17 protein-coding genes are annotated in these 20,451 nt (G+C 40.7%); 2 read left to right on the forward strand and 15 right to left on the reverse strand.

Annotation, left to right across the window (positions count from 1 at the left end):
* Positions 1-84: 84 nt before the first annotated feature.
* From LKD41_RS03345 to LKD41_RS03380, 8 genes are all read right to left on the reverse strand, one after another.
* Positions 85-957, reverse strand: coding sequence for a GNAT family N-acetyltransferase (locus LKD41_RS03345; RefSeq protein ID WP_227700381.1), 873 nt, complete (start codon positions 955-957; stop codon positions 85-87).
* A 1-nt stretch (position 958) separates the two neighbouring features.
* Positions 959-1,846: a DUF2156 domain-containing protein gene (locus tag LKD41_RS03350; RefSeq protein WP_117697998.1), complete on the reverse strand. Its 888-nt coding sequence runs from the start codon at positions 1,844-1,846 to the stop codon at positions 959-961.
* Positions 1,847-2,246: 400 nt separating this feature from the next.
* A complete protein-coding gene (locus LKD41_RS03355; RefSeq protein WP_227700382.1) occupies positions 2,247-2,993 on the reverse strand; it encodes a helix-turn-helix domain-containing protein in 747 nt (248 codons plus the stop codon).
* Between the two features lie 122 nt (positions 2,994-3,115).
* Entirely contained in the window at positions 3,116-3,625 is a 510-nt protein-coding gene (locus tag LKD41_RS03360; RefSeq protein WP_022243700.1) for a QueT transporter family protein, read from the reverse strand.
* Positions 3,626-3,858: 233 nt separating this feature from the next.
* Positions 3,859-4,761, reverse strand: coding sequence for a carbohydrate ABC transporter permease (locus LKD41_RS03365; RefSeq protein ID WP_227700383.1), 903 nt, complete (start codon positions 4,759-4,761; stop codon positions 3,859-3,861).
* Complete coding sequence (locus LKD41_RS03370) at positions 4,761-5,720, reverse strand: carbohydrate ABC transporter permease (protein WP_227700384.1); 960 nt, start codon at positions 5,718-5,720, stop codon at positions 4,761-4,763. The genes LKD41_RS03365 and LKD41_RS03370 overlap by 1 nt, the downstream gene beginning before the upstream one ends.
* A gap of 127 nt (positions 5,721-5,847) precedes the next feature.
* Complete coding sequence (locus LKD41_RS03375; protein WP_227700385.1) at positions 5,848-7,275, reverse strand: hypothetical protein; 1,428 nt, start codon at positions 7,273-7,275, stop codon at positions 5,848-5,850.
* Between the two features lie 16 nt (positions 7,276-7,291).
* Entirely contained in the window at positions 7,292-8,332 is a 1,041-nt protein-coding gene (locus LKD41_RS03380; RefSeq protein ID WP_227700386.1) for a LacI family DNA-binding transcriptional regulator, read from the reverse strand.
* 384 nt (positions 8,333-8,716) lie between these two features.
* Here LKD41_RS03380 and LKD41_RS03385 point away from each other — a divergent pair, with 384 nt between their 5' ends.
* On the forward strand, positions 8,717-11,161 hold the full coding sequence (locus tag LKD41_RS03385) for a GH36-type glycosyl hydrolase domain-containing protein (RefSeq protein ID WP_227700387.1): 2,445 nt from the start codon (positions 8,717-8,719) through the stop codon (positions 11,159-11,161).
* A 125-nt stretch (positions 11,162-11,286) separates the two neighbouring features.
* Here the strand turns inward: LKD41_RS03385 and asnS are convergent, their stop codons facing one another.
* Together asnS and tig are read right to left on the reverse strand one after the other, a co-directional pair.
* Positions 11,287-12,678, reverse strand: a complete 1,392-nt coding sequence (gene asnS, locus LKD41_RS03390; RefSeq protein WP_022243706.1) for an asparagine--tRNA ligase — start codon at positions 12,676-12,678, stop codon at positions 11,287-11,289.
* 39 nt (positions 12,679-12,717) lie between these two features.
* Positions 12,718-13,911, reverse strand: a complete 1,194-nt coding sequence (gene tig, locus LKD41_RS03395; protein ID WP_227700388.1) for a trigger factor — start codon at positions 13,909-13,911, stop codon at positions 12,718-12,720.
* 224 nt (positions 13,912-14,135) lie between these two features.
* Between tig and LKD41_RS03400 the strand changes: the two genes are divergently transcribed.
* Positions 14,136-14,546 carry a hypothetical protein gene (locus LKD41_RS03400; protein WP_117698024.1) on the forward strand — a complete coding sequence of 137 codons (411 nt, stop codon included), beginning with the start codon at positions 14,136-14,138 and terminating at the stop codon, positions 14,544-14,546.
* 49 nt (positions 14,547-14,595) lie between these two features.
* Here LKD41_RS03400 and LKD41_RS03405 read toward each other — a convergent pair whose 3' ends face one another.
* The 5 genes from LKD41_RS03405 to LKD41_RS03425 all read right to left on the reverse strand — a co-directional run bounded on the left by LKD41_RS03405 (position 14,596) and on the right by LKD41_RS03425 (position 20,319).
* Positions 14,596-15,042, reverse strand: a complete 447-nt coding sequence (locus LKD41_RS03405) for a DUF1934 domain-containing protein (protein WP_227700389.1) — start codon at positions 15,040-15,042, stop codon at positions 14,596-14,598.
* A 40-nt stretch (positions 15,043-15,082) separates the two neighbouring features.
* A complete protein-coding gene (gene spoIIR, locus LKD41_RS03410) occupies positions 15,083-15,724 on the reverse strand; it encodes a stage II sporulation protein R (RefSeq protein WP_022243710.1) in 642 nt (213 codons plus the stop codon).
* A 617-nt stretch (positions 15,725-16,341) separates the two neighbouring features.
* Positions 16,342-17,481: a Ger(x)C family spore germination protein gene (locus LKD41_RS03415; RefSeq protein WP_227700390.1), complete on the reverse strand. Its 1,140-nt coding sequence runs from the start codon at positions 17,479-17,481 to the stop codon at positions 16,342-16,344.
* 55 nt (positions 17,482-17,536) lie between these two features.
* Positions 17,537-18,742 carry a GerAB/ArcD/ProY family transporter gene (locus LKD41_RS03420; protein WP_227700391.1) on the reverse strand — a complete coding sequence of 402 codons (1,206 nt, stop codon included), beginning with the start codon at positions 18,740-18,742 and terminating at the stop codon, positions 17,537-17,539.
* Between the two features lie 2 nt (positions 18,743-18,744).
* A complete protein-coding gene (locus LKD41_RS03425; RefSeq protein ID WP_227700392.1) occupies positions 18,745-20,319 on the reverse strand; it encodes a spore germination protein in 1,575 nt (524 codons plus the stop codon).
* Between the last annotated feature and the right edge of the window lie 132 nt (positions 20,320-20,451).

Below are 20,451 nucleotides of genomic sequence, written 5' to 3' on the forward strand. Positions count from 1 at the left end.
CTTTCACACTTGCTATTCTAAAGCAGCATTTCATTATCTTCTTATAAAATTCTTCTCTCATATAGAATTTATCTCATAAAGTTTCTACTCCAGCGTAAGATTCAAGTACCCATTCTTTACCTCATCACAGCCGGTTATCATGCCAAAATCTTTTTTCTGATAGCCCTGTTCTTTTTTATCATTTCCGACTCGTTCTTCTCTTTCAACTGCCGCCAGAGATTTTCTGACTCTGACCGGAACTTTTATCCGAAGCCGCTTTAATACCGCCAGCAAATCCTGCTCTGATAAAGTTGTTTCCAATACTTCGATTGCATTTTCCTCTTCCCGGAATAATAAAAGATCCTCTCTGCCATGGTGCTGCACTTTATAAGCATAACCATCTGCATAGTCATTTTCCAGCAACGCATAAGTAATTGCATCCTTATCCCAGCGGATATAACCATTTTCCGTAAAAAAGGCATCCCGAAGATTCACATACTCATCCGGTGTCACTGTAAGCAGCCAGTATTTCTGCTGCCCTTTTTCTTCCCCTTTTGCTTCTGCAATTTCGTCCGGAAGAATGGTTCTCTCTGCTACGCAAAATGCCATACGGAATCCCAGCTTCTCATAATAGTATATGAGGCTTTCACTGGCTGGTTCTAAGACAATCGGTGTTTGAAAATGCTGTTTTCCTTTTTCTAACAGCATTTTTGCATAGCCCCTGCCCCGGTATTCCGGCAGGGTTGCTACTGCATAAGCATAATGTACCGGTATCTCACCTTCCCCGGTCACAAGATACGCCTTAAGAAATGTTGTCATTGCCACAGGCTTCTTATCTTCCGTACACACCAGCATATTTTCTTCCGTAAACCGGTGCGTGAAATAGAATTCCATATAGTCCTCTTCATCCCCAAAGCACCGATGCCAAATCTCTTTTATCTGTGGAATCATCTCTTTTGTTGCAAACCGTATTTCCATCTTAAATCTCCCGTGCAGTATAATTTTTCAGCAAAATATCAGGATAATAGGATAATTTTGCCTTTCGCAGTCCTTCATCCCCGGCATCATCTTCTCGGTTTACATAACTATACTCCTGACAATTATGCATTACGAACTGCTGGTTAATCATTGGATAAGCACCCTGTATTTCCGGAAATGCTTTTTCAAAATGCACTACATAAGTATCGGAATTTAATCGTTCTCCTATGGTAAATGCTACGATTTCTCCAGCCTTACGCAATATGCCGCCCTCTAAATGCAACTCATCAAAATATTTCATTGCCTGATTCAGGGCACACTGCTCATCACTCATATCCTCATTCCACTTGCAGGCTCTCCGGTCGCACCACTTAAGATTCATATCATAGCATTCCTGCTTATTTTCCGCTGTCATTGGCTCATAACTCCAATCCTCGTCATCTTTAAATCTTGCAATGTGATTTCGTTTGCCATGAAGCTTCTTTCCTGCCAGACTGGTCAGCTTGTCCACTGTATAAATATAATCAAAGCTGTCCCTGTTTTCTTCGATCTGAAAAATACCGGAAAAATACGTTTCTAAAAACTCCCGGTCTGCCTCCTCAATACTTTCAATATAGAGCTTGCTGTTATCTTCTTTTGCATGTGTAAGGAGCTGCATAATTGCTGCCTTCTTATCTCCGGCTCCAATTGGGAATGCATAACAGTCTTCCCCTTCTGCATCGAATTTTATCACGCAGCAGCCGCAGACTTCTGCCACTTCCACTTTATATATCACAGACCAGATAAAGTTATTTGCAAAGCTGTATTCGCAGCCCTGTCTGTTATCTTCCCTAAGCTTTTCACTCATCCAGTCTCTGTCATCTATGGTTATTGGTCTAAATTCTATCATATCATCTTCCTCATTCTCTTTTCTTCTTCAATTATTATACCCCAGATTGTCAAATTCTGCTCCTGCCATAAACTACTAGAAATATGTTTCCCATGTTTATCGGAACATAGAATGTGCCTTGGCACATTCTCGCGCCTGCGGCGGTCGCTTGCAACTTCTACCTTATACGCCGCAGTGTGCATCCTCGCGGAGCGTTTTTTACTGTACAGGAAAGCAATTTCCTGTACAGTAAAAAAGATTCCCTATTGCCCCTTTCCATCGGTTATGACAATAGCGAACCTTCTCCTTAAATCATGCTATTCCAATATATATTTTACTGTTCTTTACCACCCTGCAATAAATTATCTGCTTCCTCTTCCGGCAATGCAAAAATATCCATCAGATTTTCGATATAGAAAAATCACTCTTTTTCTTTAATCATTTTAAACATCTGAACACGGTTTCTGATACCCAGCTTCCGATAGATATTTAAGATATGCTTCTTTAATGTATTTACGCTTATGGACAATTCTTCACAGATGGTATGATTATCCTTTCCCTGCATCAGAAGCTGCAGTATCGTATGCTCCCGCTTTGTCAGTTCATATTTCTCTGTTACTTCTGTTATCGTAAGTTTCTCTGCCCTTTCATCCTTTTGCTGTCCGTCCTTATACAGCCGGAATGCCAGATGGTCTTTTAACATGTCCAGAATAAAAATGTCATCATACTGGAAATTGTCTTTTCCAATTGTCCGGTAAAAAGTGACAACACCCAGAAATTCCTTATTTCTTCCCAATATCATCTGGATTGCATAATGCCAGTTATTTGGCCGGTACACCTTCTGATAATATTCTGTCTGTACCCTTTTTTCATCCGATATCATATCAGTTTCCCGGTACACCAGGCTCTTTCCGCTATATACAATTCCGCGGTCAGCATTCATTTCATCATACATCGGGGATTCATCATCACAATTATAAGTGACCGGTCTTACCAGATGCTTGCTCTCCTGGCTGTCTGCGAGAAAAAAATCTGCACTGTCAAAATCCAGCACCATCTTCATCTGCTCTAAAAACTGCTCCCGCATAATATCTGCATCTTCCGTCGTATAAATCTTATAAATAATACTATTTAAAATCATCCAGTCATTTGTCTCTAGTGTTTTCAATCAATCACCCTCTTTAAGTATTTTTCAGATGTAAAAAGAGGGCATATTCTTTCGAATATACCCTCTTTGGTCTAAAACCATTATATTTTATGGCATTTTAAATTGCAAGTATTATTTTATTTTTATTCATGAAAGATTACATTGCGGTACTTATTCAGTACCCGGAGTAATACACTGCCTAAAATCACACAGGTGATAACTTCTCCGATTCCAACAGTAAGTGCATTAAATGGAATCGACCAGTCAACGCCTTTATATTCTGTAATAAAGCCATAACCATAGCGTAATACAAAAGGTACAATCACCATATTTGCAATAACCGGCGGCCATGTGCATGCAAATTTATGCTTTCTTAATGCATAAGTTCCAAACGCTCCAATCAAAGTTGCAATGCTTCCGCACACAACATCCACAGGAATACCGCCCGTCAGCATATTTGCCAGAAAACATCCCAGCCATAATCCCGGAATTGCTGCAGTCGTAAATACTGGCAGAATACATAATGCTTCTGAAATACGCACCTGAATCGTACCGGATGCCAGTCCTGCAATACTGCTAAGATAAGTCAGTGCCACATAGATTGCTGCAATTAACGCAGCCTGCACAATAAATAATACTTTTTTGTTTCTCATATTCTTTTGTCTCCTCTAGTTTTGTTTTACGAGTGGAAGGTCTCGAACACTCGGTTTCTTCTTCCCCAAAGACCTTGGTTTTACGGGGTACTTGCAACGTTTGAAAGTGTATCACAGAACTTGTCTAATTGCAAGCGATTGTATACACACAAAGAGAGACTGCCTTTCGGCAACCTCTCTTCGCGCTTAATTATATTTTGTATGAGGAAATGGAAAAAAGAATTATCTTTGTTTTAGCCCTTTACACCACCAAGTGCTACACCTGCTACAATGTATTTTGAAAGGATGAGGTAAGCAATAATTAATGGAAGTACCGTTACAGTAAGGCCTACATATACAACACCGTAATCTACACGGAACTGATCAGATGTCAGCATCTGTACAAACAATGGAAGTGTTTTCTTCTCATCAGTTGTTAACATGATGGTTGGGGTAAAGAGGTTATTCCACTGTGCAATAAACTGGAAGATTGCCTGTGTTGCTACTGCCGGTTTCATAATCGGCATGATAATGGTATTGAAAATCCGAAATTCTCTTGCTCCGTCAATTCGTGCAGCTTCAATCATTTCAATGGATAAGGTACTTTCCATATACTGCTTCATGAAGAATACAACTGCCGGTGCTGCGATACAAGGAATAATCAATGGGATATAAGTATCTACCAGATTCAGTTTTAACATAAAACGGTAGAAACCAATGATTGTAATCTGGTTCGGCACCATCATGATTGCCATGATGAACGCCCATGCAAACTTCTTTGCTTTGAAGTTATATACATGAATTCCATAAGCTGTCATACAGGAACAATATACTGCAAGGAAGGTACCTGGTACTGTGATACATAAGGAGTTCAACATTGCTCTTTCTAATGTTAATCTCATACCATTCTGCTTCTGAAGAAGCATGTTCCAGTTCTCCATCAGGTGGGAGGAAGGAATCAAGGATACACCTGCCTGAATATCTCCAGAAGTTCTGGTCGCATTCATAACCATTAAAAGGAATGGCAGTAAACTAAGGAGACAGAAGAGGATACAAATCAAACCTCGGATTGCTCTTTTTGTATGTAATACTTTCGAATAACTTTTCTGTTTTGGCTGGGATGTCTGTCCACTCATTGCCATATCAAAACTTGCCATTATCGATTCCCTCCTTTCTTATATTTCTTCTCGCTCCGATCCGTCATCGTTCCGAAGAAGATAAGACTGATAATCAAGGTCAGAATAAACAGGAATACAGATACTGCTGCTGCCTTACCTACATCACTCTGATATAATCTCATGATGTACATTGCCATTGTTGTGGATGAATCATCCGGCTGTCCGATAAGTCCTGACTTACTGACATTGAATAATGCCGGGATATCGTACATCTGTAAACCACCGATTGCAGAAGTAATCAATACGTATAACATAATCGGTTTTAATAATGGAAGCGTTAAATAACGGAATTTCTTCCATCCGGTTGCTCCATCAATATCAGCTGCTTCATAAAGACTTGGGTCAATTCCCAAAACTCCTGATATCAGCAACAGGGTTGTATTTCCATACCACATCCAGAAGAGGATAAATGATATTAACCCCCGCGTTCCGCCGACGCTTGTCATAAAGTTAAATTTCTGTGAAATGATTCCCATATCACGTAAAGTCTGTGTAATTGGTCCATACTGGGAAAACATTGCATTGAATAAAACAGATACAGACGCTGCTGTGATAATACTAGGTAAGTAAATAATAATTTTGTATGCGCCCTGAGCTTTTAATTTTACAATGTTATCAGTCAGCCATACTGCCAGTAACAATGAAACTAAAATCTGTGGAATAAAGTTACATACCCACATTGTCAGTGTATTTTTCAAATAAATCAATGCATATCCTTTTTCACCGGCTGTCAGTCCGAGAATATTTTTGAAATTGTCTACTCCACAAAATTCAATAAATTCTCTACCGTTTCTCTTATAGTAGCTTAATGTACTATAGTAAAATGTATTAAATAACGGCCATAACTGAAACAGACAATATGCAATGAAGAATGGGGCGATAAAGAAGTATCCATATCTGCCATATTCAATATGTTTACGTTTTTTCTTTTTGTCCATCTTTGCCAACTCCTCTCAATCCATCTTCCATTTCCCTATATTTTAAAACAACTCTCCAATAGTTTTGTTTATAAATGCTGCCCTTCCCATGCCGGAAAGGGCAGCATAGTTATTGTTCTTTTACTGATTATTCAGCTTTTAAGTATGAATAGGAGTCATGTACTGCGGATTTGAAATCTGCGATTGCAGTATCCTTATCCTTGTTTCCTGCTGCATACTCTTTCACCTGAGTAGACCAAGCAGAGTTGATGTTCTGATCTTCTGCTGTTGCATTCTTAGCACTGATGGAATCAGCCATTGGTAAGTAGAATGCCATGATGTCCTGACCAGCTGCTTCATATAAATAGTCACATGTTGCACCAGCTTCAGAAATCTTCTTAACAGCTTCTTTGTTGTTTACGAAATCACTGTTCTTGGCATTGATAGATACCATGAAGTCTGTGTCACAGGTAAATGCTTTGATAATTGTTCCAGCCATTTCTTTGTCTGCACAGTTAGCTGTTGCTGCAAGTCCTGTACCACCCCAGTAGAACTGTTCCGGAGCATTTACAAGGATTGTGTTACCTTTCCAGGTATCTTTTAAGCTCCAGTATGTGAACCATGGGCATCCACAGTAAGCAACTGCTGCATTAGATGTCTCGCCGTCACCTTCCATGTTTGCATACCAGTCTGTTGACCACTGGTCTGTTTCATAGGTTAATCCTTCGTCTACCATTGTCTTAGCAAGATCCATGTACTCTGTCATATTGTCATCTACAGTAATTACATCGTCATCGCCATACCAACCAGTTGCTCTTGAGTTAGAAAGTACACGGAAACACTCATCATAACCAGAGAACAGTTTACATTTTCCGCTTGATGCATCATTTACTTTTCTTGCTGCTTCCAGGATTCCATCCCATGTAGAGAACATTGTGCTTAATTCAGCAGGATCAGTTGTTCCAAGGTATTTCTCACAAAGATCAGCTCTTAACTGGAAGCATCCAGGAGTAGCCTGCCAGAATAATGCTTTTACATTGTTTGCATCAGATGAATCCTCACCACTTACGGTACCAAGATCCAGATTGTACTGATACTGATTTGCATAATCATCTGCTGTAATTCCGCAGTCACCAACTGAGGTCAGCCAGTCGCTGTTTACATATTTCAAAACGTAGTCAACCTCAAGTCCCATCAGGTCTGGATACAATTCATTATCAGGATCATCTAAGATTTCATCAATCTTTGTCTGATAATAATCAGATCCACCTGCATTTACGAATACGATACGTTTTGCAAGGTCTGGGTACTGCTCTGCAAACGGTCCATCTAAGATATTCTTGATATCGTCGTTCCAGCCCCATACTACAAATGCATCATCTGCACTAGGATCACCGGTGATTGTATTCTCTACTTCTGTAGAATCACTGTCTGTGTCTGCATCCGCATCTGCTGTTCCTTCTGTGTTGGATGCATCATTATTCGCATCCTTTGTGTCATCTCCTGATCCACATCCAGCTACCATAGCTGCTACCATGGATACACACAATAAAGTACTGATAAGTTTCTTTTTCATTGAGTTCTCCTCCTTCTTATTCGTCATCCTTTTGGATGTTGTTTTCAGGCAGCTCTCCTACCGACTGGCCGGTAATCAAAGTGCCCTCTATAATGACTCTCTCTATGAGAGTAGTTCTCGGTTTCTCTATGGCATCAATCAGACGCCTGGCTGCTTCTCTTCCTATTTCTTCTGTATCCTGACGAATCGTTGTGATCCTCGGATGGGATAACTGGGAAATTCTAGTTCCGTCATATCCTGCAATGGAAACATCTTCCGGGATATGCATCCCATGTTCCATAATCACGTTTTTTCCTCCGATTAAAGAGGTGTCATCCGGATAAAGAATACAGGTTGGCGGGTCATCCATATCAAGTAAGATTTCTGTCTGCTCCGCCGCTCCCTTTGTTTCCAGATAAGCAGCTTCCCGAATGTAATCTTCATTTACCTTAATATGAAGTTCTTCCATCGTCCGGTAAAAGCTTGTAAGTCTTTCTCGTGTTACATTCGAGTTTTTCTGTCCATGTATGTAAGCAATTTTTCGGTGACCCTTCTTATATATATACTTCAGCAGCTCTTCCATTCCTTTTACATTATTGGAACAAACTGCTGTGCAATTGTAATGTGTATAATCAATGGTCACTACCGGGAATGCACTGTTCATTAATTCAAGCACTCCCTGGCTGGCAAAATCAGCACACACGATAACGATTCCTTCAAAGTTCCGGTATCTGCAATGTTCAAAAAATGAGGTTTTCTTTACTCCGTAACTGTTGTTGATAAATGTTACATCATATCCCATCTTCTCAACCTGCACCTTAATTCCATTTAGCACACCTGAAAAATATTCATGTGTCAGACCACTTCCTGCTTCTTCCTGAAACAGGACTCCTACGTTGTAGGAACGGTTGGTCTTTAATGCTCTGGCAGCTGCATTTGGAAAATACCCCATCCGCTCTGCTGTCTCTCTTACTCTTGCTTTTGTTTCTTCTCCAATATCATGTTGTCCATTCAGTGCTTTGCTAACTGTTGCAGTTGATACACCACATTCTTTCGCAATGTCTTTTAAAGATACCATCTTTTGCACCTCACTGTTTCGAGTTGCTTTTCTTAATCGTTTTCGTATCTTTATCATAACATATTCAGTGTGAAATGCAACCTTTTTTTGTATATTTGTAATAGTTATCCAGTTTTAATTCGTCAGTTTTGTGCATTTTTTACTAATCTTGTTTTCTTTCTTCTACATCAAGCCGAATTTCAACCTATCTTTTTACTTAATCGTTATTGTTTTACCTGCCTGCTGGACGATATACAAATCCGTTTTTTTGCCTTCATCTCAATGAAATAAGCATTTTATCAATATTTCTGTTGCTTTTTCCTGATTCTTATATTATACTCAATCTAAAGAAATACCTCTCTTAATCGTTTTCGAGCTTATTGCATTTAAGGAGGTTATTTAATTATGAAATTTGGACATTTCGATGATGCAGCGAAAGAATATGTCATCACTTCCCCAAAGACTCCACTTCCATGGATCAACTATTTAGGATGTGAAGATTTCTTTTCACTGGTTTCTAACACCTGTGGAGGATACAGTTTCTATAAAGATGCCAAGCTCCTTCGTCTTACAAGATATCGTTACAACAATATTCCTTATGACAGCAATGGACATTATTACTATATCAAAGACGGTGACACCATCTGGAATCCGGGATGGATGCCAGCCAAGACTGAATTAGATTCCTATCAGTGCCGGCATGGATTAGGCTACTCTGTTTTTGAAGGAAGCAAAAATCAGTTATCCGCAGAGCTGACCATGTTTGTTCCTATGGGAAATACCTGTGAGATTAACAAACTGACACTGACCAACCACGGCAGTGAACACAAAGAAATTTCCGTATTCTCTTATGTAGAATTCTGTCTGTGGAATGCCATGGATGATATGACAAACTTCCAGCGTAACTTCAGTACCGGTGAAGTGGAAATTCACGGCTCTGCCCTTTATCATAAGACAGAATACCGCGAACGCCGTAATCATTATGCGGTATATGCTGTAAATACCCAGCTTGCCGGATTCGATACCGACCGTGAATCTTTCCTTGGTGCTTATGGCGAAAATTCCGCGCCGGAAGTTGTCATAAACGGAACCTCTAAGAACTCTGTAGCAAGCGGCTGGTCTCCGATTGGTTCCCACCATATCAAGGTTTCTCTTGCACCGGGCGAATCAAAATCCTTTGTTTTTGTACTGGGTTATGTAGAGAATCCGGTTGCCGAGAAATGGGATGGTCCTGCTGAAAACGGATGCATCAACAGAAAACCGGCAGAAGAATTATTAAAACGTTTTGATACCACAGAAAAAGCTGACGCTGCTTTAGCAGAATTAAAAGAATACTGGAATAACCTTTTAAACCACTTTACCGTATCTTCTTCTGAAGAGAAGTTAGACCGTATGGTAAACATCTGGCATCAATATCAGTGTATGGTTACCTTTAATATGTCACGTTCCGCTTCCTATTTCGAATCCGGAATTGGACGAGGCATGGGCTTCCGTGATTCCTGTCAGGATCTTTTAGGATTTGTTCATCTGATTCCGGACCGTGCAAGACAGCGTATTTTAGATATCGCATCCACCCAGTTTGAGGATGGAAGTGCTTACCATCAGTATCAGCCACTTACCAAAAAAGGAAATGCTGATATTGGAAGCGGATTCAATGATGACCCGTTATGGCTCATTGCCGGTACTGCTGCTTATATCAAGGAGACCGGAGATTACTCCATTTTAGATGAAATCACTCCTTATGATAATGACGAAAGCAAATCAACCGATTTTATGGAACATTTAAGACGTTCCTTCAACTATACCAGAACACACTTAGGACCACATGGACTTCCTCTGATTGGACGTGCTGACTGGAATGACTGTCTGAACTTAAACTGCTTCTCAGAAGAGCCGGGTGAATCCTTCCAGACCTTTGGACCATCTGAGGGGCCAAATGCAGAATCTGTATTTATCGCAGGCATGTTTGTAAAATATGGTAAAGATTATGTAGAAATCTGCAAACACAAAGGTCTGGAAGAAGAAGCCAAAGAAGCGGAAGAAGCAATTGCTTCCATGGAAAAAACCGTTCTTGATGCCGGCTGGGATGGCGAATGGTTCTTAAGAGCTTACGACCACTACAAACAGAAAATCGGTTCCAAAGAATGTGACGACGGTAAAATCTTTATCGAGCCGCAGGGATTCTGTGTTATGGCCGAAATCGGCCTGAAAGAAGGCAATTGTCTTCAGGCAATGCAGTCTGTTGAAAAATACTTAGATACCAAATACGGTATTGTACTGCTGCAGCCACCTTATCACAAATACCATGTAGAGCTCGGTGAAATTTCTTCCTATCCACCTGGATACAAAGAAAATGCAGGTATCTTCTGTCACAACAATCCATGGATTTCCATTGCAGAAACAGTCGTTGGACGTGGCGACCGTGCATGGCAGGTATACACCAGAACCTGTCCTGCTTATATCGAAGATATCAGCGAAATTCACCGCACTGAACCATATGTGTACTCTCAGATGATTGCCGGAAAAGATGCTCCAAACTTCGGTGAAGCAAAGAACAGCTGGCTTACCGGTACTGCTGCATGGACCTTCCTTGATGTATCCCAGTATATCTTAGGTATCCGTCCGGATTATGATGGTCTTGTAATTGACCCATGTATTCCATCTACTTTATCCGGCTTTACCGCAAAACGTGATTTCCGTGGTGTAACTTATCACATTCAGGTAAAGAATCCAACTGGCGTACAGAAAGGTGTCAAGGTTCTTACTGTAGATGGTGTTATTGTTGATGGCAATATGATTCCATTTGATCCGTCTAAGAAAGAAGTTACTGTTGAAGTAATTATGGGTTAAGCAAAATACCTCCCTTTATTTATCTTATATAAAATCAATCCATGATTCAAAAGAAGGGCGTATGAAAAAACGAAAGTTTTTTCATACGCCCTTCTTCTATATACTTCTTTTATAACCTGCTGCTCTTACAATTCACAGGTGTTAACGGTTCTTGGGAACGGAATGACATCACGGATGTTTGCCATACCGGTAAGATACATGACGCATCTTTCAAATCCAAGTCCGAAGCCTGCATGTCTTGCAGAACCATATTTACGTAAATCAAGATAGAAGCTGTAATCTTCCTCTTTTAATCCAAGTTCATGGATTCTTTCTAATAATTTATCGTAGTCATCCTCTCTCTGGCTTCCTCCGATAATTTCTCCGATTCCTGGCACCAGACAATCAACTGCTGCAACTGTCTTGCCATCTTCATTGAGTTTCATATAGAAGGCTTTGATTTCCTTTGGATAATCTGTTACGAATACCGGTCTCTTGAAAACCTGCTCGGTTAAGAAACGCTCATGCTCGGTCTGAAGGTCACAGCCCCAGGATACCTTGTAATCAAATTTATCATTATTCTTCTCCAGAAGTTCAATGGCTTCTGTATAAGTCACTCTTGCAAAATCGGAATGTAATACATTATTCAGCCGTTCAATCAGTCCCTTGTCTACAAAGGAATTAAAGAACTGCATTTCTTCCGGTGCATGTTCCATAACATAGGAAATAATATATTTCAGCATACTCTCCGCCAGTACCATGTCATCTTCCAGATCTGCAAATGCGATTTCCGGCTCAATCATCCAGAACTCTGCAGCATGTCTTGTAGTATTGGAATTCTCCGCCCTGAAGGTTGGTCCAAAGGTATAAATATTTTTGAACGCCAGTGCAAAGGTCTCTCCGTTTAACTGTCCACTTACGGTAAGATTGGTTGGTTTTCCAAAGAAATCCTGTGTATAATCAATGCTTCCGTCTTCCTTGTGTGGAATGTTATTTAAGTCCATGGTAGTAACCTGGAACATTTCCCCGGCACCCTCACAGTCACTTCCGGTAATCAGCGGAGTGTGTACATAGACAAAGTCCCTCTCCTGGAAGAACTTATGAATTGCATATGCAATCAGGGAACGCACACGGAATACTGCCTCAAAGGTATTGGTACGTGGTCTTAAATGTGAAATGGTTCTTAAATATTCGAAGCTGTGGCGTTTCTTCTGTAACGGATAATCCGGTGCAGATGCGCCTTCAATTATGATTTCCTCTGCCTGAATTTCAAATGGCTGCTTTGCTTCCGGTGTAGCTTCCAGCACTCCGGTAACAACAATAGCTGCGCCCACATTAATTTTGGTAAGCTCCTGAAAATTCTCCAGTCCGTCTGCATATACTACCTGCAGTGGCTCAAAGAAAGTTCCGTCATTTACTACGATAAATCCGAAGTTTTTAGAATTACGGTTACTTCTTACCCAGCCTCCGACGGTAATCTTCTTACCTACATAATCTTCCTGATGGTGAAATAAATCTCTGATGTCAACAAGTTCCATTTTTCTATCCCCCTTAGATAAAAAATTTTCTAATCCTTTTTAGTTTTCTGTATTTAATTCAGTATCTGTAACATTTTCTGTTCCTGCCTCATCTTCAACAGTTGCACTGTCAACTACTTTCTGAAGTGCCAGATTGCATACATATACTTTCTTTAAATATTCTTTTCCGCTGTCTGCGTTCAATCCATATGATTTGTATAATGTGGATTCATCGCTGTAGCTGTAATTGCTCATAAGATTTCCAACGTAGCTGTCAAAGCCATCCTGGTCAAACTCAATGCCTTCCTTTTCTGCAATTGCCTCTAAAATCATCTGTGTCTTAAGATCTGATGTCACTTCGTCAGTTACATTGCTTACAAATTCATCATAATCCTGATTTGCTGTATTTTCCACATAATCCTTAAGGCTGCTTCCATCGCTGCAGTAATAGGATTCATACTGTGCCATTACCTCTTCCATACGGGCATCCAGAAGTCCATCCGGAATTTCCTTTACGGTACATACCTCTCCTAACTTGTCCATTACTGCAGAACGGATTGCAGATTTCTTGGAGGATTCCTTAGAAGATTCCATATAATTGCGTGCATCTGCCTTCATCTCATCTACCGTATCATAGCCAAGGCTGGCCTTAGCATTGACATATGCCACATATTCATCTGTCATATTGTCATAAGTAATATCCTGTTTCTCAACAATTTTATTGATGGTTACATTAAACACAACCGCCTGTCCTGCCAGGTCTGTATTTTTATAGCTTTCCGGGAATGTAAGATTCAAGGTTACTTTATCCCCTACTTTTGCACCAATCAGTCCTTCTTCGAAGCCGTCAATAAACGTATTGCTTCCAATCTCTAAGACCGTATCTGTTGCAGTTCCACCGCTGAATGCCACACCATCTTTTAATCCTTCATAATCGATATTTACAGCATCTCCATCCTCTACCACTGTTTTATCCGTATCTACATAGTATGGATAGTTGGTAATTACGCTATTCTCAATAAAAGTCTTCACATCATCATCACTTACGGAATAATCGTCTGTCAAAGCTACTGACAATCCCATATAATCGCCCAGTTCCACATAATCAAGCGGGTCAAAATCAATTGCCGCACTGGATACCACTTCTGTGCTCTCTGTATTCTCTACCGATTCACTTTTCTTGTCTTTTCCACAGCCAGTTACTGAAAATGCCAGTGTCAGGCATAACAATACTGCTACTATTTTCTTCTTCATATTTATTTCCCTTCTGTCTTTCATTCAAAGGCTGGATTTTTCCAGTCAGTCATACTTTCTAAAGATACCACATTTTCACCGAAAATAAAAGCATTTCATAGAATTTTTCGCATTTGCAGGTTGTCAATCCCGCCAATCAATGATACAATCATATTTGGATTTTACTTAAGGAGGTTTTCATCGTGCCAAAATTTGCGATTGTATTATTAACAATACTGATTATTATGATTATTGCCCTGATTGTTCTTTATTTTGTGGGCAAACGAGCTCAGAAAAAGAAAGAAGAACAGGATGCCCAGATTGCAGCAGCAGCACAGACCATTTCCATGCTGATTATCGATAAGAAGAAGATGCGGCTTAAAGATTCCGGTCTTCCGGCAAATGTCATTGCCCAGACTCCGAAAATGCTCCGCCGTTCCAAACTTCCAATCGTCAAAGCAAAGGTTGGTCCAAAGGTTATGACTTTAATCTGTGACGGACAGATTTTTGATTCCGTTCCGGTTAAGAAGGAAGTAAAAGCTACTGTCAGCGGGCTTTACATTACCGCAGTAAAAGGAATGCGTGGTCCTATCGAAGCACCTGCCAAAAAGAAAAAAGGCTTTATGGCAAAATTAAAAGAAAAAGCTGGTAAATAAAATAAAAATAGAGCTGGGTTTTCACCCAGCTCTATTTTTATACATCCAGCTACGTAAGACTGAATTCGCCTTTTTCTTTTGATGCAATCTTCATCTTAATTGTACAGTCTGCCAGATGCTCATAGTTTACCTCCAATGCATAATCTATCTGCACATCAATACAATGTTCTGTCTCTTCCACTTTAATATCCTTTGCATCAATTCCAACCAGAAGATTTCCAAATGGCGTTCCATAATAAGACATATTTTTCCGGTTCTTTTCAAAGACCATGTGTACATTGGAAACTCCTTTTTTTGTAATATCAATACAGTTTTCCTGCATCTTGATTATATTCTTTGTGCTTCCTTCAAAACCTTCATTTACTTCTTCATACAGCACATAATGTTTTCCGTTTTTCTGGTAATAATCCCCTACTGTAATCACTTCAACCGGCTCTGCTTCTCCTTCTGCCGGCATCTGTAATCCGCTGATTGATACAATTACATCTTTTGTCATCTAATCCGCTCCTTCTATAGAAATCCAGGTCAGTATAGCACTATTTATCCCAGAAATCCAGCCATTTCCATGAAATCTTATAATTCTTCTCTTCCATCAGAGACTGATATTCCGTCTCACTCAAGGTATCCTTCAATACCTTTTCTGATTTACCATCCACAACCTCATAGACACTTCCTTCAAAGCACATATTCGGATACATGACACACCACCAGTTATGTCCCATGCCTGCTCCGATAATCACTTCCAGTGCCTGATAAGTTCCCGCCGGGAACGTATAACTGCCATAGGTCTTTACCGGGAACTCCACGGAAGATAATTTCACCTCTACCGGATAATCATAGCCCTCCTGCCGGATGACTTCTTTTGCAATATGTATAATTTCTGGGAAGTGTTCTCTTGCAATCCGGCTGCTTTCTTCGGCTGTCTTAGCATCCTGCAAAAGTTCTCCCATTTCTTTTCCAACAGCATCCCGCACCTTAAGCTTCAGTGCCTGATCTGCTTCCCCATCACTGTTTGCCCTGACATGGAAACGCAGAATCTTTTCTGCAATGTCCTCCTGCATTCTTCGCCCCTCATAAGCCTTTTTCGCACTGTCCACCGTAAATACCAACAGTAATAACAGCATGCCATAGAACAACGCTCTTTTTAAATACAATTTTTTTCGGTTATATTCTTTCATCTTAAAACTCCTTTTCATGTTTCTGATTTCTTGTTTCTTCTTTTCCTTGCTACGCTTTCTTTAGCCATACCATTCTGACTTTCTATCTGGAATATAACCGAAAAAATTTTTTCTATACATTTTGATAACTTTTTGGGGGAGAAAATTTTATGTAGAAATGTGGTGGGGTTGTAAATTTTTCTTGGTGGGATGCGGCTGAGCTTGTAACTTTTCTTTTTAGGGACACGGTTGAGTTTGTAACTTTTCTTTTTAGGGACACGGTTGAGTTTGCGACTTTTCTCTCAAAAGTCGCTGGTGAAGTTGATTTGGGTATAATTTAAGAAAAATGACTCTTTTTTGCCCAATCTCCTCTGCTGTTATCTCCGAAGTTCTCTCGGTTTGGGTAAGATTCTAGAAAAATGAAGTCTTTTTACCCAATCAGAAGTAAATAACAAAGACTATGCTTCCTTCTGCAACTCATTTTGGGCAAAAAGTAATGTAATCTTTCTGTTTTTGCCCAATCTAAGTCAAATTAATAAATTAACTTAAGAAATAATCGGCTGCCATCCGCATCACCAGAACCAGACATCTTACAAAGATGTTTCCAATGTTACCAGTGTAACCGGGTGTCCAGCATCCTACGGAGATGTCACCAGCGTGACATCCCAATGATATTCCACTGTCAGGTTTTTCCGGTAACCGCTCCAATCCTTCTGAAACTGCAAATAAATATCCCTTGCATATGCCCCTAATTTATAATAACTGTTTGTTCCATCTGCATTCTGATTCTGTTGCAATTTTTCTGTCATGGCATCCATCTTTTCTTCCAAAGTCTGCTCTATTTCTGCTTCCACTTCCAGCAGTGCATTTTCATCCTGACTGTCTGTATGAATGTCTTCCAATTTTTCATCCCTGTGCTTTGTTTTCTGCAGCAGTTCCCTGTTGCCCTGATACTTTCCATCCGCCTTTATTGTAACGGTTTCCGTCACCTGGCCATTCTGCTCCGTAAAAGCATAGCTGCAGCATAAATTACTAAGTGTTACACTTTCTGCATCTTCAAGTGAAATGCTGTAGCTTTTCATCTTCTGCTCTGAGAGCAAAGCCAGTTCTCCCGTTTCCCGGTCCACTTTGCCTGCTGCCGTCCTGCCCTGCATCAGATAATATTTTTCCAGTATCATTTTATCTTCTGCACAGTTAATATAGGGAATCCACAGATTTTCGTTCTCATTTTCACATATCCGGAACAGGCTGCCCAGGGTAACTGCCTCACTGTCCTTAAAACGTTCATCCGAGGCAATTCTTTCATTCAGATAAGTTCCTACCGGCTCTTTTAAAACTGTATCCATCTCCATCACCTGATCCGGTTCATCCTCCGTAACAAAAAGCAGCGTATTCCTTGAAAAAAGATTTTCCTCTTCCAGATACCCAAGAAATGCCCCCAGCCGCTTTTCATCCTCTAAAAGCGACCGGTTTAGAATCAGTGCCTTTAAATGGTTATAATCCATCTCTCCAGGATTTTCCCCATCTGCATGTAAAAACAGCTCCATGCAGTCTTTTCCTTCCGCCAGAAGTACCGATGTATTCTCTTTTTCGCTTTTCTCATCTGCCACATCCTTAAGCTGCTCAAAGCCAAATGCCATCTGATAGTTCTCCTTTGTCAAAGTCACCGCTGCTGCCAATGGAAAATTCCGTTCTTCCAACTCTGTATTTCCACAGCCGCCAAGGCATAAGACTGCCAAAAATATCATGGAAACAATTGTCACGATTCTATTTTTCATACTGCTGCTCCTTTCCACCATTTTTTCCGCTATCCTTTTTCACTATCCCTTTTCACTATCCCTTTTCCCGGCATTTCCTTATCTCTCCAATGCACAGCGGAAGAATTACCGTCAACGGAAGAAATGCAATTGCCTGAATCCATATAAACATTATTTTCCACTCCGGTAGCCGGTAAAAAAGTAATGTGACTGCAAATGTAAGAACCATTACAATTGGTATTATCAATTTTTCTATACTTTTCGCATCGGCTTTTCCCTGAATCGCTTCATTTTTCCCATCCGCTTTTTGGTGCCCTTCCTTTTGCCATACAGCTTTCAGCAAATCCGAGGCATAAAACATTCCGGTATTGATAAATGCGTAAATTGTAAAGAACCAGATTGCTACCATAAAGGCATCCTGCCGTTCGAAGAAACCGCCTGGCAGTTTTATCATGCTCATTAATGTAATTGCCGGATATTTCATTTTCGGCAGCATGCCACTGCCAAAGATGCCAAGCGTAATCAGATAGATTGCAGCATTAAAAATCACTGTAACACAAAGGCTTTTCCGGCATGTTCGTCCTACACGGACATTTTCTGCAAGATAGGGCTGTAAAAACAAAACAAATGCCATTGTGCCATACAGAAGCACAACTGCCGCTGTCCCTTTAACAAAGTTTCCCCAGGAATGTACCATTACCGGAGTCCAGTAAATCGTATTGACATCCTTTGTTGCCAGAAGCAGCATTAAAATAAGTGGAAGGAATATAAACCAGAACAGGATTTCATACACCCGGGCACGCCCTTCGATGCCCTGCCAGATTCCATAGCCACATAAAAGCATTAGTAAAACTGCTGCCAGCACAAATGAACTGTCCTTTAACAATTCACTCACCATCAGGTCACTTAAAAGAAATAAGCCATAGCCCGCCAGCAGAATTCCCTCGACTGTATAGACTAACAATGCAAAAATACGAATAAAACCATTGCCTTGTTTTTTTAAAATCTCCGGATAACTTTTCCCGATATTACTGATATTGCTGATATTGCTGGTATTACTGCCATTTCTGGTATTACTGCTTTTCCGCTTTTCCTGTAGCAGCTCCGGAAGAAAGGTAAATAGATACACCGGCACTGCTCCCAGCAATATAGCAAATACGCCGTCTGTCCCAAGCATTTTTCCTAACAGTCCGGGAAGCAGCAGCGTACTGATTCCGCACATATCAAAAATCAGGAGCCTTGCCATCTGCCTCTCTGATATTCTCTGATTTTCTGAAAACATAATTACTTTTTCCTCCTAAGCCGCAGACGATTGTGGCGTCTCGCAAAAACCGGTCTGTGCCGCAATTGATATAATGGCAGACGCAGCAGACTGTCCCGCTCATCCTGATAATCCGTTACATCTGCGCCTACAAAGGGCATCAGATATGGAATGCCAAAACTCTTAAGATGCGACAGATGAATGAGTACCGCAAGTAAAGCCATCAAAAAGCCGAAAAAGCCCAGCCACGCACACATGGCAATAAAGAAAAATTTCAAGATGCGAAATGCTGTTGCAAATTCTTCATTGGGTACCGCAAAGGAACACAGTGCTGTAAATGCCACCACAATTACCACGATAGGACTGACCAGATTTGCTTCCACCGCCGCCTGTCCGATAATCAGCCCACCGACAATTCCTATGGTATTCCCCATAGCTCCCGGAAGGCGTACGCCTGCTTCCCGCAACAGTTCAAAGGATAACTCCATCAAAAGCACCTCTACCCCCCCGGGAAACGGCACTCCTTGTCTTGCTGCAGCAAAGGATAACAGCAATTTCGTCGGCAGTATCTGTGTATGAAAATTACAGACCGCAAGATACAGTCCCGGTAATGTCATGGCAAAAAAAGAAGCCAGAAAACGTAAAATTCTTCCCAATGATGCAATTTCCCAGCGGTTGTAATAGTCATCACTGGTCTGTATGAAGGAGTTATAATCCGTCGGCAGAATCAGTGCAATTGGTGAATTATCCGCAATCAGCACTACCCTTCCCTCTAAAATTGCCATGGCTGCCCGGTCCGGCCGCTGTGTAGTCTGAAACTGCGGAAATGGAGAATACCATTTTTCTTCTGTAAGCTGTTCAATGATTCCACTGTCTAAGACTCCGTCAATTTCAAATCCGTCAAGCCGCTTTTCTACCTCCTCTAAAACTCCGGGATAAATCAAATCCTCCATATACATCAAATCCACATTGGTCTTACTGCGCAGCCCTATCTTTTTCTCTTTTACCTTTACTTTCGGAGAACGAATCCTTTTACGTACTAATGCCGTATTCGCTTTTACGGACTCGGTAAATCCTTCATTGGAGCCCCGGATTACCTTTTCTGAATTTACTTCCGAAATCCCCATAGAAGGGTATCCCTTATCCGGAATCTTTAACGCTTTATCATAGCCATCTATAAATAGAATGGTATCTCCGGTCAAAAGACCTGCTGCTGCATCCGAAAAAGTATCAAAAGGCGTAACATCCGATAAGCCAAGGGCATTCTGCGACAGCCGCTCATAGACTTCTTTTTCATTATAATGACACAATTCGTTTAAAAGCCTGCCAACGAGATATTTCTCAAAAATTGCTCCACCACCGGTTACCTCTATGTATGCTGCCATACACGCAATCTGCTGCTTCTGTCCAATCTTCATGGTTCGCATTTTAATATCCGCACACCCGGAAAATATCTTCTGAAAACGTGCAGCATTTTCCTGCAAACTGGTTGTAATTTCATCATTGTATTCTGCATTACGTTCTGTTGTATGTTCTGCAGTGTGTCCTGCGATATGCTTTGCAGTGTGCCCTGCGATGTTCTCTTCTTTCTGCTGCATAAATCAACTCCTTGGCATAATTTTTATAGTATCGGATGTCCGCCAGCTCTGCATATAAGCATGCGATTTTCCAGTCACCTGTGCATATGCAAAAAGGACAGACCCTGTGCGGTCTGTCCTTAGTGTTTCCGT

Origin of the sequence: Roseburia sp. CLA-AA-H209, assembly GCF_020687575.1 — a bacterium.
Taxonomy (GTDB): Bacteria; Bacillota; Clostridia; order Lachnospirales; family Lachnospiraceae; genus Roseburia_C; species Roseburia_C amylophila.

Bases quoted from the DNA above. Each gene is read 5' to 3' on its own strand.
- LKD41_RS03365 (WP_227700383.1), bottom strand. From the start codon at position 4,761: ATGGCAAGTTTTGATATGGCAATGAGTGGACAGACATCCCAGCCAAAA.
- LKD41_RS03420 (WP_227700391.1), bottom strand. From the start codon at position 18,742: ATGTTTTCAGAAAATCAGAGAATATCAGAGAGGCAGATGGCAAGGCTC.
- LKD41_RS03360 (WP_022243700.1), bottom strand. From the start codon at position 3,625: ATGAGAAACAAAAAAGTATTATTTATTGTGCAGGCTGCGTTAATTGCA.
- LKD41_RS03345 (WP_227700381.1), bottom strand. From the start codon at position 957: ATGGAAATACGGTTTGCAACAAAAGAGATGATTCCACAGATAAAAGAG.
- tig (WP_227700388.1), bottom strand. From the start codon at position 13,911: ATGAAGAAGAAAATAGTAGCAGTATTGTTATGCCTGACACTGGCATTT.
- LKD41_RS03400 (WP_117698024.1), top strand. From the start codon at position 14,136: ATGATTATTGCCCTGATTGTTCTTTATTTTGTGGGCAAACGAGCTCAG.
- LKD41_RS03385 (WP_227700387.1), top strand. From the start codon at position 8,717: ATGAAATTTGGACATTTCGATGATGCAGCGAAAGAATATGTCATCACT.
- asnS (WP_022243706.1), bottom strand. From the start codon at position 12,678: ATGGAACTTGTTGACATCAGAGATTTATTTCACCATCAGGAAGATTAT.
- LKD41_RS03375 (WP_227700385.1), bottom strand. From the start codon at position 7,275: ATGAAAAAGAAACTTATCAGTACTTTATTGTGTGTATCCATGGTAGCA.
- LKD41_RS03350 (WP_117697998.1), bottom strand. From the start codon at position 1,846: ATGATAGAATTTAGACCAATAACCATAGATGACAGAGACTGGATGAGT.
- LKD41_RS03425 (WP_227700392.1), bottom strand. From the start codon at position 20,319: ATGCAGCAGAAAGAAGAGAACATCGCAGGGCACACTGCAAAGCATATC.
- spoIIR (WP_022243710.1), bottom strand. From the start codon at position 15,724: ATGAAAGAATATAACCGAAAAAAATTGTATTTAAAAAGAGCGTTGTTC.
- LKD41_RS03370 (WP_227700384.1), bottom strand. From the start codon at position 5,720: ATGGACAAAAAGAAAAAACGTAAACATATTGAATATGGCAGATATGGA.
- LKD41_RS03405 (WP_227700389.1), bottom strand. From the start codon at position 15,042: ATGACAAAAGATGTAATTGTATCAATCAGCGGATTACAGATGCCGGCA.
- LKD41_RS03380 (WP_227700386.1), bottom strand. From the start codon at position 8,332: ATGGTATCTTTAAAAGACATTGCGAAAGAATGTGGTGTATCAACTGCA.
- LKD41_RS03415 (WP_227700390.1), bottom strand. From the start codon at position 17,481: ATGAAAAATAGAATCGTGACAATTGTTTCCATGATATTTTTGGCAGTC.